The following is a 16,378-nucleotide window of genomic DNA, read 5'->3' as shown; positions in this document are numbered from 1 at the left end:
CGACCACACGACCGCGTCGCGACGGGGAGTCGTGACCGCCTGGAGGCCCGCCACCGGTCCCCGGGACCCGCACCGGACCTCCAGGCGGTCGCGTCCACCCCGTCGGTCGGTCACGACACGTCATCCCGCACCACGCGAGCGGTCGCAGGCCGTCGCTCCGCGCCGACCACACCGACGGTTCCCGACCAGTCGGCACCGGACCGACGGCGAGTCGTGACCGCTCCGGGCGCAACCCGTCTCAGGGACGCGGCGCGGCGTGGAACCAGGTGCCGAGGTGCTCGCCCGCCAACGCACGGTCGACCAGCGCCGTGTCGGTCACGAGCACCGCGGTGCCCGCCTCGGCCGCGAGCCGTGCGGCGGCGACCTTGGTCCCCGCTCCCCCGGTGCCGACGCCGGCGGTGCCGATCGAGCCGAAGGTGACCCCGGCCAGCTCGTCGCCGAACGGCACCTCGTCGATGCGGGTCGCGCCGGGCTGCTCCGGGGGTGCCGTGTAGAGCGCCTCGACGTCGGAGAGCAGCACGAGGGCGTCGGCCCCGAGCATCCGGGCCACCAGGGCCGCGAGCCGGTCGTTGTCGCCGAAGCGGATCTCGTGCGTGGCGACGGTGTCGTTCTCGTTCACGATCGGGAGAACGCGCAGGGCGAGCAAGCGGTCGATGGCGCGCTGGGCGTTCACCCGGTGTGTGGGGTTCTGCAGGTCACCGGCGGTGAGCAGGATCTGCGCCGCGACGACGCCGTGCCGATCGAGTTCCTTCTGGTACCGGAACATCAGGACGTTCTGCCCGGTGGCCGCCGCAGCCTGCTGCGTGGCGAGGTCGTCCGGTCGGCCCTCGAGTCCGAGGAACGGGAAACCGGTCGCGATCGCACCGGACGACACGAGCACGACCTCGGTCCCCCGACCGTAGGCGGCGGCCAGGGCGTCCACCAGGGGGCCGATCTGGCCGGCGGCGTCACCGCTGACCGAGGACGAGCCGACCTTGACCACGATCCGCCGCGCACGCGGGATGTCCTCTCGCCGGGTGACGGGTCCGAGGTCGGTGCGGGCGGTCGTGTCGGTCATGCCGCGGTCAGTCCTTCTGGTCGCTGGTCTCGACCTGCTCGCTGGTGCCGAGCTGGTCGCTGGTCACCACGTCGTCGTCCACCCAGAGCCCGGAGACGCGCTCCTGCTCGAGCTCGGCACGGGCGGCCGCCTTGGCGTCCATCCGCTCGAAGTACTCCTCGCGCCGCTCGTTGCGGGTCGGACGCGAGGTCGCACCGATGCGGGCGTCGGTGCCACGGGCGCTCGTGATGAGCTCCGCGGTCGACGTGAGCGTGGGCTCCCAGTCGAACACCATGCCGCCGTCGCCACCGATGACGACGGTCGAGCCGGCGACGGCTCCGGCCTTGAACAGACCGTCCTCGACGCCGAGCTTCGCGAGCCGGTCGGCCAGGTAGCCGATCGCCTCTTCGTTGGTGAAGTCGGTCTGCTGGACCCAGCGCTCCGGCTTGGCGCCGCGGACGCGGTAGAAGCGGTGCTCCTCGCCGCCCTCGGCGCGCACGGTGAACGGCTTCTCGTTGACCGAGCGGGGGCGGAGCACGATGCGCTCCGGCACGGGCTCGGCCGCACGGGCGGCGCGAGCCTGCTCGACGATGTCGGCCAGGGCGAAGGTCAGCTCACGGAGCCCCTTGCGGGACGCCGTGGAGATCGGGAAGACGCGGTAGCCGCGGCCCTCGAGCTCGGCGGTGACGAACTCGGCGAGCTCCTGCGCCTCGGGCACGTCGATCTTGTTCAGGGCGACGATCTGCGGGCGCTCGAGCAGCGGCACCTGGCCCTCGGGGACCGGGTAGCGCTCGAGCTCGCCGAGGATGACGTCGAGGTCGCTGATCGGGTCGCGGCCCGGGTCGAGCGTGGCGCAGTCGATGACGTGGAGCAGCGCCTCGCACCGCTCGACGTGGCGCAGGAACTCGAGGCCCAGGCCCTTGCCCTCGCTTGCGCCCTCGATCAGACCGGGGACGTCGGCGACGGTGAACCGGGTGTCACCGGACTCGACGACACCGAGGTTCGGGGTGAGGGTCGTGAACGGGTAGTCCGCGATCTTCGGCTTGGCGGCGGAGACGGCGGCGATGAGCGAGGACTTGCCGGCGCTCGGGAACCCGACGAGGGCGACGTCGGCGATGGTCTTCAGCTCGAGGCTGATGTCACCCGCCCACCCCTCGGTGCCGAGCAGCGCGAAGCCGGGGGCCTTGCGCTTCGTGGTGGAGAGCGCCGCGTTGCCGAGGCCGCCCTGTCCACCGGGGGCCACGACGACGCGCATACCGGGCTCGGTGAGGTCGGCGATGACCTCGCCGGACTCGTCGTACACCACGGTGCCGACGGGCATCGGGAGTTCGAGGACCTCGCCGCTGACACCGCTGCGGTGGTCGCCCATGCCGGGCTGCCCGTTCTTCGACGAGCGGTGCGGGGAACGGTGGTAGCCGAGCAGCGTCGTCACCTGCGGGTCGGCCACGAGCACGATGTCGCCGCCGTCACCGCCGTTGCCGCCGTCGGGCCCGGCGAGGGGCTTGAACTTCTCACGGCGGACCGACACGCAGCCGTTGCCGCCGTGCCCCGCGCTGAGGTGCAGGGTCACGCGGTCGACGAAGGTCGCCATGGGTCCACTCCTGGTGTTTCGTTGTGCCGACGGGATCGTCGGCGGGAAAAGCGAAGGAGGGGCGGGCACTCGGCCCGCCCCTCCAGCTGCAGTCGTTCGAACGACTACGCGTTGACGATGTTGATGACCTTGCGGCCACCCTTGGTGCCGAACTCGACCGAACCGGACGAGAGGGCGAACAGCGTGTCGTCGCCACCGCGGCCGACGTTGGCGCCCGGGTGGAAGTGGGTACCGCGCTGGCGGACGATGATCTCGCCGGCGTTGACGACCTCGCCACCGAAGCGCTTCACGCCGAGGCGCTGTGCGTTCGAGTCACGACCGTTGCGAGTGGAACTCGCACCCTTCTTGTGTGCCATGAGATGACTCCCTTACGCGATCTTGGTGATCTTGACGCGGGTCAGCTCAGCGCGGAAACCCTGGCGCTTCTTGTACCCGGTCTTGTTCTTGAACTTCTGGATGATGACCTTGGGACCACGGAGGTCGTCGAGCACCTCGGCGGTGACGGTCACGTTCGCGAGCTCGGAAGCCGCCGACGTGATCTTGTCACCGTCCACGAGGAGCACGGGGGCGAGGTCGATGTTGCCCTTGTCGTCCGCCTTGGCACGGTCGATGGTCAGGATGGTGCCGACCTCGACCTTCTCCTGACGGCCGCCGGCGCGCACTACTGCGTAAACCACGTGGAAATCCTTACGTAACTCTGCTTGAGGGAAGTCTCGGGTGCCCACTTCTGCACGAGCGGCTCCCGGGAAGGCCGGGCCCGATCGGCGACGCAGGCAGAACGGCCCGCTGACACCAGGGACCGAGAATACTCGATCACCCTGGGTCCGGTCAAACGGCGACACCCGTACGATTGCACGGTGACCGTGTTGATCGACCCACCGACGTGGCCCGCCCACGACACACTGTGGTCGCACCTCGTCAGTGATGAATCCTACGCGGAACTCCACGCGTTCGCTGCGCGGGCCGGTGTGCCGCGCCGTGCGTTCGACCACGACCACTACGACGTCCCGCTCGCGCGGTACGACGAACTGGTGGCCGCGGGCGCCTCGGCGGTGACCGGTCGCGAGCTCGTGCTGCGGTTGATCCGCAGTGGGCTGCGCGTGGCGCAGCGGGACAAGCGCAGCCGCTGACAGCGCGTCAGGGCGGCCGGGAGGCCCGGTTCGGGTCCGCCCCGCGCGGCACCTCCCACGGCGCGTCGCCGGCTCGCAGGGCCGCAGGGCCGCGCGAACGGTGCGAGGTTCCGTACTCCGTGCGACGCGGAGACGGGCGCACCGAGTACGGAACCTCGCACGGGTCGGCGGGGGCCTCGCACCGTGCGAGGGGCCGCGGGCGGGCTCAGCGGGGCGCTGGACCGCCCCAGGGGTTCGCCGGGGGCTGCTGCTGCGGGGGCTGCTGGATCGTCGACGGCGGCACCGCGTCGGCGGGTCGGACGGTGCCCGGCATGCCCGGGGTCGTCGACGGGCCTCGTCCGCGGCGCGGTCGACCGAGCCAGAGCCAGGCCGCCGTGGCGGTCGCCAGGAGCATCACCGTGAACGGCAGACCGTTCTGCAGCGGCCGCGTGACCACGTCGATGACGAGCTGGGAAGCGCCGGCGGTGGTCGCTCCGAGCGACCCGGTGAAGACCCCCACGAGCATCAGGGCCACCGTGCCAGCGGCGCCGGCGAGGACCACGCGGAGCAGGAGCCTCGGCAGCGGACTGCGACGGTCGATCGGCGTCAGGAACGCCAGGGCCAGGAACGCGCCGACGTAGTACGGGAACGGCGCCACGAAGACCCCGGTCGTGAAGCTGCCGAGCAGGCTCGTGCCGGCGCCGTAGTGCCGGAACGGACTGACCACGAGCGAGGTGCCGAGCAGCCCGAAGAGCCCGGACACGAACTCGACGAGCACCAGCGCCACCACGGCGATGAGCGCGCCGGCCGTGTTCGTCACCGAGGCCCCGGGCGCGAAGGCCCGACGCGGGTCTGCCGGGGCACGGGGCGGCCGCGGCGGGGCGTACGGCGCACCGGCACCGGGCTGACGCCCGTACTGCGGCACACCGCCCTGCTGCGGCGGCACGGGGCCACCGGGCTGCTGGGCACCCGGGCCGGGCGGTGCGGGCTGGGACCAGCCCGCACCGTAGTACCCACGCTGCTGCTGCGGGTCGCCCGGGCTCGTCACGTCAGTTCCCCAGGATCACTGTGCCGTCGGAGCCGTCGGCGTCGTCGGTCGGCTCCTCCGTCGGCGTGGCTGGAGCGCTGATGCTCGGCGACGAGACGCGGCGGGAACGCGAGCGCCCCTGTCCGGGCTGCTTCGGCTCCGGGAGCGCCTGGAGCACCGAGTCGAGCAGGGACTCGGCGTCCGGGGCGACCGCGCGCGGCTCGCGCTTGGGCGCCGCGGCGATCGGGATGTCCAGGATCGCGACGGTGTTGTCGGTCGGGGTCACGGTGGCGCTCGAGCTCACGCGACGACGGGCCGGGGCCTTCGCCTTCGGTGCGGCAGCGGGCTCCGTGACGGCCGGAGCAGCGGCCTTCGGCGCGCGCGCCTCGGACTCGACGACCACGGCGGGCTCGGCGGTGGCCGAGGACTCAGGTGCGTCCGACTGCTCGGCGACCTCGGCCTGCGCGGCAGCCTGCTGGTCGCCGGTCTGCTGGTCGCTGTTCTGCTGGTCTCCCCCGCGGCTTCCACGGCCACGACGACGACGCTTCGAGCCGGTCGGCTGTTCGCCACCCGTGCTGTCCGTGCCGATCGACGCGTCGGCCGACGACGGTGCCGTGGTCTCCGTCGCGGTCACGGCAGCCGCCGCTGCCTCTTGCTCGTCGTGCGACAGGGTCGAGGCGGCGATCCGCGACAGCGCGTTCTTCACGTCGTCCGTGATCTGGTGCGCCTGGCTGGACGCGCCGTGCGACGGCCCCGACGACCCCGACGAACCGGAGTTCCCGTTGCCGTTGCCGCCGTTCCCGCCGTTGCCGGACCGGCCGTTCTCGTTGCCGTTCCCGCCACGGCCCTTGCGGCGACCCTTGCTCGGGCCCGGGTCGGCGTTGTTGTCGTTGATCTTGGCGTTGACCTCGTCGAGGGACTCGCGCAGACCGACACCGATCTTCTTGCGGGTCATCTGCACGAGGCCGAGCGAGGTGATCTCGGCGACCTGGTGCTTCGTCCGGTCGCGGCTCAGGCACTCCACCAGGCGGCGGAGCACGAGGTCGCGGTTCTCCTCGAGCACCATGTCGATGAAGTCGACGACGATGATGCCACCGATGTCCCGCAGGCGGAGCTGCCGGACGATCTCCTCGGCGGCCTCGAGGTTGTTCTTCGTGACCGTCTCCTCGAGGTTGCCGCCGGACCCGACGAACTTGCCCGTGTTGACGTCGACGACCGTCATGGCCTCGGTGCGGTCGATGACGAGCGAACCACCGGAGGGCAGCCAGACCTTGCGGTCGAGCGCCTTGTCGATCTGCTCGTTGAGGCGGAACTCCTCGAAGGAGTCGGGGCCCTCGTACCGGACGACGCGGTCCTTGAGGTCCGGGGCGACGGCCGACAGGTACTCGTCGATGGTGCCGCCGGCGGCCTCGCCGTCGATGATCAGCTTCGTGAAGTCCTCGTTGAAGACGTCGCGGACGATCTTGATGAGCAGGTCGGGCTCGGAGTGCAGCATCACCGGGGCGTGGCCACCGGCGACCTTCTTCTGGATGGCCTCCCACTGGCTGGTCAGGCGCTGCACGTCGCGGGTGAGCTGCTCCTCGGTCGCACCCTCGGCAGCGGTGCGCACGATGACGCCCGCGTGCTCCGGCAGGACCTCCTTCAGGATCTTCTTCAGTCGGGCACGCTCGGTGTCCGGCAGCTTGCGCGAGATCCCGTTCATCGAGCCGTTCGGCACGTAGACCAGGTAGCGACCCGGCAGCGAGATCTGGCTGGTGAGGCGGGCACCCTTGTGGCCGACCGGGTCCTTCGTGACCTGCACGAGGACCTTGTCGCCCGGCTTGAGCGCTGCTTCGATGCGGCGACCGTGGTTGCCGGTCTCGACGGAGTTCCAGTCGACCTCACCGGCGTAGAGCACGGCGTTCCGGCCACGACCGATGTCGACGAACGCCGCCTCCATCGAGGGCAGGACGTTCTGCACCTTGCCGAGGTAGACGTTGCCGATGAGCGACACGTTCTCGGACTTGGTGATGTAGTGCTCGGCGAGGATGCCGTCCTCGAGCACGCCGATCTCGATCGTCGACGAGCTGGAGCGGACGATCATCTGGCGGTCGACGCTCTCGCGGCGGGCGAGGAACTCGTCTTCGCTGACCACCTGACGGCGGCGTCCGGCATCGCGGCCGTCACGACGGCGCTGCTTCTTCGCCTCGAGCCGGGTCGAGCCCTTGATGCGCTGCGGCTCGGTGATGAGCTCCGGCTCGCGGCGGCGCGGCTCCTGGTGGTCGCGCGGCTCGCGGGCCTCGCGGTCGGCGCTCGAACCACGGCGACGCGAGCGACGGCGCGAGCCGCCCTGGTCGTCGCGGTCGTCACGGTCGCGATCGCGGTCGAACCGGTCCTCGCGGTCGTAGCGGTCGTCCTCGTCACGGTCACGGTCACGATCGCGGTCGCGCTCGAACCGGGGCGCGCGCTGCGGCAGCTCCGGCAGCACCGGCGCGTGGAAGATCAGGCTGAGCGTGCTCGTGGCCTTCGGCACGAACGGCTCGTCGGCGGGTGCTGCGTCGTCGCTCGCCTCGGCCTTCGGTGCGGCATCGGCCGGACGGGAGGCGCGGTCCGCGTCCGCCCCGTCGGTCGCGGTCGCCGACTGGTCGCCCGTCACGACCGGCAGGTCACCGGTCAGCGTGCTCACGTCGTGCGGCTCGGCACCGCTGTCGGCGACGGCCTCGACCGCGACGGAGACCGCCCCGGTGTCGGTCGGCTCGACGGGCGACGCCGGCGAGGCCGGGGAGTCGGGCGAGTCCGGCGAATCGGGAGAGTCCGGCGAACCGGCCGACGCGACGCTGGCCGCGGGACGGGCGTCAGCGCCGCCCGTCAGCGCGAGGGTCTCGTCGGCGTGGGGTGCCTGCTCGGCGCTCCCACGGGCCTCCTGGCCGGACGACCGGGCGCGGCGACCGCCGAACAGGCGGCTCCGGCGCTTCGGCGCGTTCTCGTCGTTGGTCGTGTTGTCGTTGTTCTGCTCCACCATGGACTGGTGCACTCCTCGGCCCCACTCGCACCCTTTCGGGTGGCGGGAATTCTGTGTCGTGGCGGGCGGCGTCGACGCCCCCGCGCTCGCTGTCTCGTGATCGGTCCGCGTCAACTTCTCGTTGCGTCCGCGCCCGTTCCGGTCCGGGCACCCGGCCCGGTCCGGCTCGGCGTCGGAGTGACGCTGCCCGACCACAGTGCGCTCTCACCGCACCTGATCGTCCGGGTTCGGCCCGGTGGGGCGTCACTCGGAAAGCTCTCTTCGGTGTGCGGTTGGCCGCACGACCTCCAGGCATTATCGCATGCCGCACCCGGAAAGCACCGGAACCCGCATGCGATGATGACCGCGTGACCGCGTCTGCCCCTGCCCCCCGTCGTCCGATCGCGATGGCGGTCTTCTTGCTCGTCACCGGGATCGTCGGCCTGTTCGGCTCGTTCCGGCTCGTCCTCGACGAGTTCACGAAGTACCAGAACCCGAAGGCCGTCCTGAGCTGTGACGTGAACCCGTTCATCAACTGCTCCGACGTGATGGCCAGCTGGCAGGGGCACCTGTTCGGGTTCCCGAACCCGTTGCTCGGCGTCATGGGGTTCGTCGCCCCGATCGCCGTCGCGGTGCTGCTGCTCGCCGGGTTCCGGAACGGTTCGCGCTGGTTCTGGATCGTCTTCAACGCCGGTGTCTTCCTGGCATGGGTCTTCGTGACCTGGCTGTTCACGCAGACCGTCTTCGTCATCGGTGCCCTGTGCCCGTGGTGCATGCTCGTCTGGTCGATGACCATCCCGATGTTCTGGGTGTTCACCATCTGGAACACGGCGCAGGGTCGCTTCGGCGCCGGGGCGCAGCGCGTCGGGCGGTCGCTCCTGCCCTTCAGCTGGGCGTTTGCGCTGGCGAACTACCTGGTCATCATCGTCACGATCATCATCAAGTTCCCCGCGGTGCTCACCAGCTTCTGAGCCGTCCCCGCTGCCCCTACGCTCGGGATCGATGAGCGAGCACGAGAGCAGCAGGGCGCGCCGGGACGTCGCACGGGAACGCGCGCGAGCGACACGGGCGGCGGAGCAGTCTCGACGCCGGCGCCTCCGCACACTCGGCATCAGCGGGATCGTCGTCGGGAGCCTCGCGGTGGTCGCGGTCGTCGTCCTGGTGATCGCGAACTCCGTGCAGCCCGCCGGGCCGGGTCCGCGGAACGCGGCGAGCGACGGCGTCCTGCTCACCGGGGTGGCCGGCAGGATCCTGCCCGTCGAGACGCGGGCGGTGCCCGACGGCGGGACCCCGACGCCGACCGAGCAGGACGGCTCCAGGACCGCGATCACGATCTACGCGGACTACATGTGCCCGTACTGCAACCAGTTCGAGACGGCCCAGATGCCCCGGATCCGACAGTGGGTCGAGGACGGCACCGCGACCCTCGAGCTGCATCCACTCGGGCTGCTCGACCGCGTGTCGCTCGGGTCGCGGTACTCCACCCGGTCGGCTGCGGCTGCCGCTTGTGTGGCGGACCACGACCCGGACGCGTTCCTGGCGTTCAACAGCTCGCTCTACGAACACCAGCCCTCGGAGAGCACGCGCGGACTCACGAACGACGAGCTGGCGTCCCTCGCGCGCCAGGCCGGGGCGGCGGATCCGGCCGTGGCGCCGTGCATCACCCGGCAGGACTTCGCCGGGTGGGTCGCCGACGCCACGAACCGGGCGATGAGCGACCCGGTGCCGAACTCGTCGCTCGACGGGATCACGAGCACGCCGACGATCATCGTCGACGGCGAGCAGTACAACGCGGACGGCGCGGCGTCCCTCGCCGACGTCGACGCGTTCGCGGCCTTCGTCCGGAAGCACGGCAGGGCGTCCTAGCCTTCCCCGCTCACGACGAACGGCCCCCGCTCCCGGATGGGAGCGAGGGCCGTCGGTCGTTCGGGGAGTGCTACTTCGCCGCGGCGTCGATCGCGGTGATGACGGTGCTCAGGTCGTCCAGGCGCTTGCCGTCGACGACGATCGTCGGCGTGCCGAAGCCCTGCGTGCCCGCGAGCGCCTCGTTCGTGGTGACGGCCTGCGTGGACTTCGTCACCCAGCCCTTGAACTGCTCGGACGACAGGCACTCGGACAGGTCCGAACCGGTCGCGCCGCCCGCCTTGACGAGCTTCGCGATCTCGGAGTTCGTCAGGCCCTTGGTGCCCTCGGCCGGCTGGTTCTCGAAGAACTGCGTCTGCACGTCGAGGAACTTGTCCGGCGCGTAGTTCGCCACGCACATGGCGGCGTTCGCGGCACGGCTGGCGTAGCGGGAGCCCGCGTAGCTGCGGTCGAGGATCGACACCGGCTGGATCGCCAGGGTCGCGTCGCCCGACTTCACCTTGTCGAGGATCTGGTCGGAGTAGGCCGCCTCGAACTGCTTGCAGACCGGGCAGGCCCAGTCGACGTACTCGGTGACCGTCACGGCGCCGTCGCTGTTCGCCGTCGGGGCCGGCGAGGCCGAACCCGTCGCGGAGACGGCCGGCGTGGTCACCGGGGTGACCTTGCCGTCCTGGCCGGTGAACTGGATCGCGCCGGTGGCCATGTTCTTCGGCCCCGCTGCGGACACCACGGGGGCGTTGTTCACGTTCACCACGACGATCGCGATGATCGCGGCGATCGCCACGATGCCCAGGCCGATGCCGCCCTGCAGGAACCACTTGTTGCGGCGCTTGCGGCGCTTCTCGGCGTCGGCGCGCTGGCGTGCGACCTCGCGGGCGTGCTGACGCCGCTCGTTCTTGGTGGGTCGGTCGTTGTTCGTCACGTCGTCCCCGTCGCTCAGGCGAACCAGAGCGCGAGCTCGCGCGCGGCCGACTCGGGGCTGTCCGAACCGTGGACCAGGTTCTGCTGCACCTTGAGGCCCCAGTCGCGGCCGAGGTCACCACGGATGGTGCCGGGCGCGGCGGAGGTCGGGTCGGTGGTGCCGGCGAGCGAGCGGAAGCCCGCGATCGCACCGTTGCCGGCGACGCGCACGGCGACGACGGGACCGGACTGCATGAACTCGACGAGCGGCTCGAAGAACGGCTTGCCCTGGTGCTCCTCGTAGTGCGCGTCGAGCAGGTCGCGCGGTGCGGTGAGCATCTTCAGGTCGACGAGCTCGTAGCCCTTCGCCTCGATCCGGCGGAGGATCTCACCGGTCAGCTGGCGGGCGACGCCGTCGGGCTTGACGAGGACGAGGGTCTCTTCGAAGTCGGACACGCAGTACTCCCTGTGTTCGGGGTCGAATGTGGTGGTCAGTCCTCGCCCATGGCCGCTCGGCGCGCGGCGTTCTGACGGTCCAGTTGACCGCCCTTGACGAAGCAGAAGACCCACAGCGCCAGGAACACCACGGCGACCGCGAACATGAACGGTTCGATGAACCCGGTGGCGAGGATGGCCGCCTGCAGCAGCCACCCGAACCATACACCGGCCCGGTTGCCCGTCAGACGTGAGGCAGCTGCGAGGACGATGATCGCGCCGATGCCGCCACCGAAGGCCGCGGCGGGCGGCAGCGTGCCCTTGCCGAAGACGACGAGCATGGGGAAGAAGAACATGATCGCCTCGAGCACCAGCGTGATCGAGAGCAGGCTCTCCTGCGCCCCGCGCTCGCGGCGCGGCTTCCGGGTGCGCGGTGCGCGGCCCGGCCGGGAGGCCCGTGGTGCGTCCGTCACTTCGCCTCGCCCTCGCGGTGCACGAGGTCCATGACCGCGCCCACCATCACGATGGAGCCCGCGACGAGCACGAGGGCGTCCTCGGCATCCGCCTCGTCGGCCAGGCTGCGCGCTTCCTGCAGTGCGGAGGCCAGGGACGGCTCGACGACGACGCGGTCCTCGCCGACCTCGTCGACGACGACACGGGCGAACTCGTCCGCGTCGAGCGCCCGCTCCCCCGGCGGCTGCGTCACGACGAACGTCGCGACGGTGTCCTTGAGCGCGCGGACGAACCCGCGGGCGTCCTTGTCGCCGAGGATCCCGACGACGCCGACGACGTGCTCGGACGGGAACGCCACCGGCAGCGCCTCGGCCAGGGCCTTCGCACCGTGCGGGTTGTGCGCGGCGTCGACGACGACGGTCGGGTCGGTCACGATGGGCTGCAGGCGACCGGGGCTGGTCGTGCCGGCGATGCCCTCGGACAGGACGTCCTCGTCGAGGGCCTGGGCCCCGCGGCCGAGGAACGACTCGACCGCCGCGATCGCCACGGCGGCGTTCTCGGCCTGGTGCCGGCCGAACAGCGGCAGGAACAGGTCGTCGTAGCGGCCGGCGATGCCCTGCACGGTGATGAGCTGTCCGCCCACGGCCGGGGTGACGTCGACGACGCTGAACCCGGTGCCCTCGACGGCCAGGGTGGACTCGGTGAGCTCGGCGGCGCGCTCGAGTTCGGCGAGGGCCTCGGGGACCTGTCGGCTCGACACCACGGCGGACGACGGCTTGACGATGCCCGACTTGGTGCGGGCGATCTCGGCCACGGTGGCACCGAGCTGCTTCGCGTGGTCGATGGCGATCGGCGTGAACACCGACACCTGGCTCTGCACGACGTTGGTGGAGTCCCACTCGCCGCCCATCCCGACCTCGATCACGGCGACGTCCACCGGTGCCTCGGCGAAGCACGCCAGGGCGAGCACGGTGAGCGCCTCGAAGAAGGTCAGCGGGAGTTCACCCTTGTCGGCGAGCTCGCGGTCGGTGATCTCGAGCACCGGGGCGATGTCGTCCCAGTTCTCGACGAACCGGTCCGCCGCGATCGGCTGGCCGTCGACCACGATGCGTTCCCGGATCGACACCAGGTGCGGGCTCGTCATCAGACCGGTGCGCAGACCGTGTGCCCGGACGATGCTCTCGATGGTGCGCGCGGTCGACGTCTTGCCGTTCGTGCCCGTCACGTGGATCACCGGGTACGCCAGGTGCGGGTCGCCGAGCAGCTCGACGGCGCGGCGGGTGGCCGTCAGCCGGCGCTCGGGGGCCTGTTCGCCGATGCGGGCGTACAGGGCGGCCTCGACGCGGCGGACCTCGTCGTCGTCGCCGCCGTAGGGCACGGCGTCGGCTGGAGCGTCTCCGGAGGGGCCGACCGGGATCCGGATGCCGTCCTCGTCGCGACCGTCGAACTCGTCGTGTCCGACGAACTCCTCGTTCGCCTCGTGTCCGTCGTACTGGTCGTCGTCACTCATGCGCGTGCTACCTCCACGGATACCTTCGCACCGTCACCGACGTCGGTGGTGGTGTCGTCCGCCCCGAGGGGCTCGATCTCGACGCTCGTCGCCAGGGTCTCCCCCGCGATGAGCTCCTGGTGCGTACGGACCGCGCCGTCGGCCGTGTCGTCCACCCGGAGGGTCAGGGTGATGCGATCGCTGACGTCGAGGTCGGCGTCGCGGCGGGCCTGCTGGACGGCGCGGACGACGTCGCGGGCCAGCCCTTCGGCCTCGAGCTCGGGCGTGGTCACGGTGTCGAGCACGACGAAGCCGCCCTCGTCGAGGAACGCCACGGCCACCGAGGCGTCAGCCACGGTGAGGTCGAGCGAGTACTCGCCCTCGATCAGGTCGACGCCGCCGACGGTCACGCCGGAGTCGGTCGCGGTCCAGTCGCCCTTCTTGGCGGCCGGGATCACCTGCTGCACCTGCTTGCCGATGCGGGGGCCGGCGACGCGGGCGTTCACGGTGAGCTTCCGCTCGATGCCGTACTGCGCCAGCGACTCCTCGGCCTGGGCTTCGAGCACCACGCGCTTGACGTTGAGCTCGTCGCGCAGGATGTCGGCGAACGGTTCGACCGCGGCCGGGTCCGGTACCACCAGGGTCAGGGTGGCCAGGGGCAGGCGGACGCGCTTGCCGGTGGCCTTGCGGAGCGCCAGGCCCTTCGAGGCGACGTCGCGCACACGGTCCATCGCGTCGACGAGGGCGTCGTCGGCGGGGAACTCCTCGGGGTCGGGGAAGTCCGTCAGGTGGACGCTGCGCCCGCCGGTCAGGCCCTTCCAGATCTCCTCGGTGACGAGCGGCGCGAGCGGGGCGGCGACCCGGGTCAGGGTCTCGAGCACGGTGTACAGCGTGTCGAACGCCGCACGGGTCTCGGCTCCGGCGTCCGCGTCGGCCCCGGTCCAGAACTTGTCGCGCGAGCGGCGGACGTACCAGTTCGTCAGCACGTCGGCGAAGTCGCGGACGGCCTGGGCCGCGAGCGGGGTGTCGAGGGCGTCGAGGTGCGTCCGGACGTCGGTGACGAGGACCCGGGTCTTCGCGAGCAGGTACCGGTCGAGCACGTCGGTCGAGTCGGTCCGGCGCTGGGCCCGGTAGCCGTCGGGACCCGAGGCGTTCGCGTACAGGGTGAAGAAGTAGTACGTCGACCACAGCGGCAGCATGAACTCGCGGACGCCCTGGCGGATGCCTTCTTCGGTGACGACGAGGTTGCCGCCGCGGATCACCGACGAGGACATCAGGAACCAGCGCATGGCGTCGGCGCCGTCGCGGTCGAAGACCTCGGAGACGTCCGGGTAGTTCCGGAGCGACTTCGACATCTTCTGGCCGTCCGAGCCGAGGACGATGCCGTGGCTGATGACGTTCTGGAACGCCGGCCGGTCGAACAGCGCGGTGGAGAGCACGTGCATGACGTAGAACCAGCCGCGCGTCTGCCCGATGTACTCGACGATGAAGTCGGCCGGGCTGTGCGACTCGAACCATTCGCGGTTCTCGAACGGGTAGTGCACCTGGGCGTACGGCATCGACCCGGAATCGAACCACACGTCGAACACGTCGGTGATCCGGCGCATCGTCGAGTTACCCGTGGGGTCGTCGGGGTTCGGCCGCGTCAGGTCGTCGATGAACGGCCGGTGCAGGTCCACTTCACCCTCGGCGTTCACCGGCAGGCGACCGAAGTCGCGCTCGATGTCGGCGAGCGAGCCGTACACGTCGGTGCGCGGGTACTCGGGGTCGTCGGACTGCCACACCGGGATCGGCGTGCCGAAGTAGCGGTTGCGCGAGACCGACCAGTCGATGGCGTTGCCCACCCACTTGCCGAACTGGCCGTCCTTGACGTTGTCCGGCACCCAGTTGATGTCCTGGTTGAGCTGACCCATGCGGTCGCGGAGCTCGGTGACGCGGACGAACCACGACGAGACGGCCTTGTAGATGAGGGGCTTCCGGCAGCGCCAGCAGTGCGGGTAGCTGTGCTCGTAGGACGCCTGGCGGAGCAGTCGCCCGGCGTCGCGGACGGCCTTCGTCAGCGGCTTGTTCGCGTCCGACCAGAGCATGCCGGCGACCTCGCCGAACTGCGACGTGAAGACGCCGCCCTCGTCGAGGGACAGCACCACGGGGATGCCGGCGGCGGCGCAGACCTCTTGGTCGTCGGCACCGTACGCCGGGGCCTGGTGCACGATGCCGGTGCCCTCACCGGTCTCGACGTACTCGGCGACCAGTACTCGCCAAGCGTTCTCGTACCCTTCCTGGTCGGCCAGGTGGTCGAACAGACGCTCGTACTCGACGCCGTCGAGCTCGGCGCCCGTCAGCGTGCGCGCGACGGCGGCGCGCGCCTCGTCACCCGAGGCGTAGCCGAGCTCCTTCGCGTGCGCGGCCACGGTGTCCGAAGCCAGCAGGTAGGAGACGGAACCGGCGTCGGCACCGTCAGCCGCGCCTCCAGGCCCTGCCGGCACGACCGCGTACGCGATCTCCGGACCGACGGCCAGGGCGGCGTTCGTCGGGAGGGTCCAGGGGGTCGTCGTCCAGGCGAGTGCCCGCACGCCGGTGACCTCGAGCGCGTCCGCGCGCGAGCCGTGCAGCGGGAACGAGACGGTGACGGACTGGTCCTGGCGCATCTTGTAGACGTCGTCGTCCATGCGCAGCTCGTGGTTGGACAGCGGTGTCTGGTCGTTCCAGCAGTACGGCAGGACCCGGAAGCCCTCGTACGCCAGACCCTTGTCCCAGAGCTGCTTCCACGCCCAGAGCACGCTCTCCATGAAGGTGACGTCGAGGGTCTTGTAGTCGTCCTCGAAGTCGACCCAGCGCGCCTGGCGGGTGACGTACTCCTGCCACTCGTCGGTGTACTGCAGCACGGACTTCTTGGCGGCGGCGTTGAAGACGTCGATGCCCATGGCGTCGATCTCGTGCTTCTCGGTGATGCCGAGCTGGCGCATCGCCTCGAGCTCCGCGGGCAGGCCGTGGGTGTCCCAGCCGAAGCGGCGGTGCACCTGCTTGCCGCGCATGGTCTGGTAGCGCGGGAAGACGTCCTTGGCGTACCCGGTCAGCAGGTGCCCGTAGTGCGGCAGGCCGTTTGCGAACGGCGGGCCGTCGTAGAAGGTCCACTCCGGGCAGCCCTGTCGCGCGTCGATGGACGCCTGGAACGTGTCGTCGCGCTTCCAGAAGGCGAGGATGCCCCGCTCGACGGCGGGGAAGCTCGGCGAGGGGACGACGCCATCGGCATCGGCGTTCAACGGGTACGGCACCGGGACTCCTTGTGGGTTCGCTCGATCTCCACGAGGACGAAAGCAGGTTCCGCGGTACCACCTCGTTTGCCGCCCAACGTGCGCTGTGCGACCACTCTGTGTCGGGGGTGGTGACGGTCCCGAACCCGCCCGGTTCTACTGACGAAGGCGCTGGTGCGCTCCGCGTTCTTCCGGAAGCTCCCCGGTGATGGCCGGATCGACGCTCTTGGAACACGACTTT

At 70.8% G+C, this 16,378-nt stretch carries 14 protein-coding genes; 3 read left to right on the top strand and 11 right to left on the bottom strand.

Going from position 1 to position 16,378, the window contains the following annotated elements; genetic code table 11:
* Positions 1–238: 238 nt before the first annotated feature.
* The 4 genes from proB to rplU all read right to left on the bottom strand — a co-directional run bounded on the left by proB (position 239) and on the right by rplU (position 3,304).
* Positions 239–1,057 (bottom strand): glutamate 5-kinase, encoded by an 819-nt coding sequence (proB, locus tag ORG17_RS05305; RefSeq protein ID WP_250892582.1) that lies wholly within the window; start codon positions 1,055–1,057, stop codon positions 239–241.
* A gap of 7 nt (positions 1,058–1,064) precedes the next feature.
* Positions 1,065–2,627 carry a GTPase ObgE gene (gene obgE / locus ORG17_RS05300; RefSeq protein ID WP_214527889.1) on the bottom strand — a complete coding sequence of 521 codons (1,563 nt, stop codon included), beginning with the start codon at positions 2,625–2,627 and terminating at the stop codon, positions 1,065–1,067.
* 104 nt (positions 2,628–2,731) lie between these two features.
* Positions 2,732–2,983, bottom strand: coding sequence for a 50S ribosomal protein L27 (gene rpmA / locus ORG17_RS05295; RefSeq protein WP_017885976.1), 252 nt, complete (start codon positions 2,981–2,983; stop codon positions 2,732–2,734).
* A gap of 12 nt (positions 2,984–2,995) precedes the next feature.
* Positions 2,996–3,304, bottom strand: a complete 309-nt coding sequence (rplU, locus tag ORG17_RS05290; RefSeq protein WP_027464715.1) for a 50S ribosomal protein L21 — start codon at positions 3,302–3,304, stop codon at positions 2,996–2,998.
* 180 nt (positions 3,305–3,484) lie between these two features.
* On the opposite strand from rplU, the gene ORG17_RS05285 reads away from it, so the two are divergent.
* Entirely contained in the window at positions 3,485–3,757 is a 273-nt protein-coding gene (locus ORG17_RS05285) for a DUF4031 domain-containing protein (RefSeq protein ID WP_176708421.1), read from the top strand.
* 205 nt (positions 3,758–3,962) lie between these two features.
* Here the strand turns inward: ORG17_RS05285 and ORG17_RS05280 are convergent, their stop codons facing one another.
* Both ORG17_RS05280 and ORG17_RS05275 read right to left on the bottom strand, forming a co-directional pair.
* Positions 3,963–4,784 (bottom strand): hypothetical protein, encoded by an 822-nt coding sequence (locus tag ORG17_RS05280; RefSeq protein ID WP_214527890.1) that lies wholly within the window; start codon positions 4,782–4,784, stop codon positions 3,963–3,965.
* 1 nt (position 4,785) lies between these two features.
* A complete protein-coding gene (locus ORG17_RS05275) occupies positions 4,786–7,764 on the bottom strand; it encodes an Rne/Rng family ribonuclease (RefSeq protein WP_214527891.1) in 2,979 nt (992 codons plus the stop codon).
* Between the two features lie 347 nt (positions 7,765–8,111).
* On the opposite strand from ORG17_RS05275, the gene ORG17_RS05270 reads away from it, so the two are divergent.
* Positions 8,112–8,714 (top strand): vitamin K epoxide reductase family protein, encoded by a 603-nt coding sequence (locus ORG17_RS05270; protein WP_071245032.1) that lies wholly within the window; start codon positions 8,112–8,114, stop codon positions 8,712–8,714.
* Positions 8,715–8,745: 31 nt separating this feature from the next.
* Complete coding sequence (locus ORG17_RS05265; protein ID WP_214527892.1) at positions 8,746–9,609, top strand: DsbA family protein; 864 nt, start codon at positions 8,746–8,748, stop codon at positions 9,607–9,609.
* A 70-nt stretch (positions 9,610–9,679) separates the two neighbouring features.
* On the opposite strand, the gene ORG17_RS05260 is transcribed toward ORG17_RS05265, so the two are convergent.
* The 5 genes from ORG17_RS05260 to ileS are packed head-to-tail and all read right to left on the bottom strand — an operon-like array spanning position 9,680 to position 16,158.
* A complete protein-coding gene (locus tag ORG17_RS05260) occupies positions 9,680–10,528 on the bottom strand; it encodes a DsbA family protein (protein ID WP_214527893.1) in 849 nt (282 codons plus the stop codon).
* A 14-nt stretch (positions 10,529–10,542) separates the two neighbouring features.
* The gene (gene ndk, locus ORG17_RS05255; protein ID WP_017885984.1) at positions 10,543–10,962 is read right to left on the bottom strand and encodes a nucleoside-diphosphate kinase; all 420 of its coding nucleotides are present in this window, start codon (positions 10,960–10,962) and stop codon (positions 10,543–10,545) included.
* 35 nt (positions 10,963–10,997) lie between these two features.
* Positions 10,998–11,414: a DUF4233 domain-containing protein gene (locus ORG17_RS05250; RefSeq protein WP_051596525.1), complete on the bottom strand. Its 417-nt coding sequence runs from the start codon at positions 11,412–11,414 to the stop codon at positions 10,998–11,000.
* Positions 11,411–12,904, bottom strand: a complete 1,494-nt coding sequence (locus tag ORG17_RS05245) for a bifunctional folylpolyglutamate synthase/dihydrofolate synthase (protein WP_214527894.1) — start codon at positions 12,902–12,904, stop codon at positions 11,411–11,413. Before ORG17_RS05245 ends, ORG17_RS05250 begins: the two co-directional genes overlap by 4 nt.
* Positions 12,901–16,158 carry an isoleucine--tRNA ligase gene (ileS, locus tag ORG17_RS05240; RefSeq protein WP_214527895.1) on the bottom strand — a complete coding sequence of 1,086 codons (3,258 nt, stop codon included), beginning with the start codon at positions 16,156–16,158 and terminating at the stop codon, positions 12,901–12,903. The genes ORG17_RS05245 and ileS overlap by 4 nt, the downstream gene beginning before the upstream one ends.
* Positions 16,159–16,378: the final 220 nt, after the last annotated feature.

It is taken from the genome of Curtobacterium flaccumfaciens pv. betae (genome assembly GCF_026241855.1).
GTDB lineage: Bacteria > Actinomycetota > Actinomycetes > Actinomycetales > Microbacteriaceae > Curtobacterium > Curtobacterium flaccumfaciens.
The sequence above is the reverse complement of the archived record's forward strand: the minus strand, read 5'-3'. Positions and strand labels throughout refer to the sequence as shown.

Bases quoted from the DNA above. Each gene is read 5' to 3' on its own strand.
- obgE (WP_214527889.1), bottom strand. From the start codon at position 2,627: ATGGCGACCTTCGTCGACCGCGTGACCCTGCACCTCAGCGCGGGGCAC.
- proB (WP_250892582.1), bottom strand. From the start codon at position 1,057: ATGACCGACACGACCGCCCGCACCGACCTCGGACCCGTCACCCGGCGA.
- ORG17_RS05265 (WP_214527892.1), top strand. From the start codon at position 8,746: ATGAGCGAGCACGAGAGCAGCAGGGCGCGCCGGGACGTCGCACGGGAA.
- rpmA (WP_017885976.1), bottom strand. From the start codon at position 2,983: ATGGCACACAAGAAGGGTGCGAGTTCCACTCGCAACGGTCGTGACTCG.
- ORG17_RS05275 (WP_214527891.1), bottom strand. From the start codon at position 7,764: ATGGTGGAGCAGAACAACGACAACACGACCAACGACGAGAACGCGCCG.
- ORG17_RS05245 (WP_214527894.1), bottom strand. From the start codon at position 12,904: ATGAGTGACGACGACCAGTACGACGGACACGAGGCGAACGAGGAGTTC.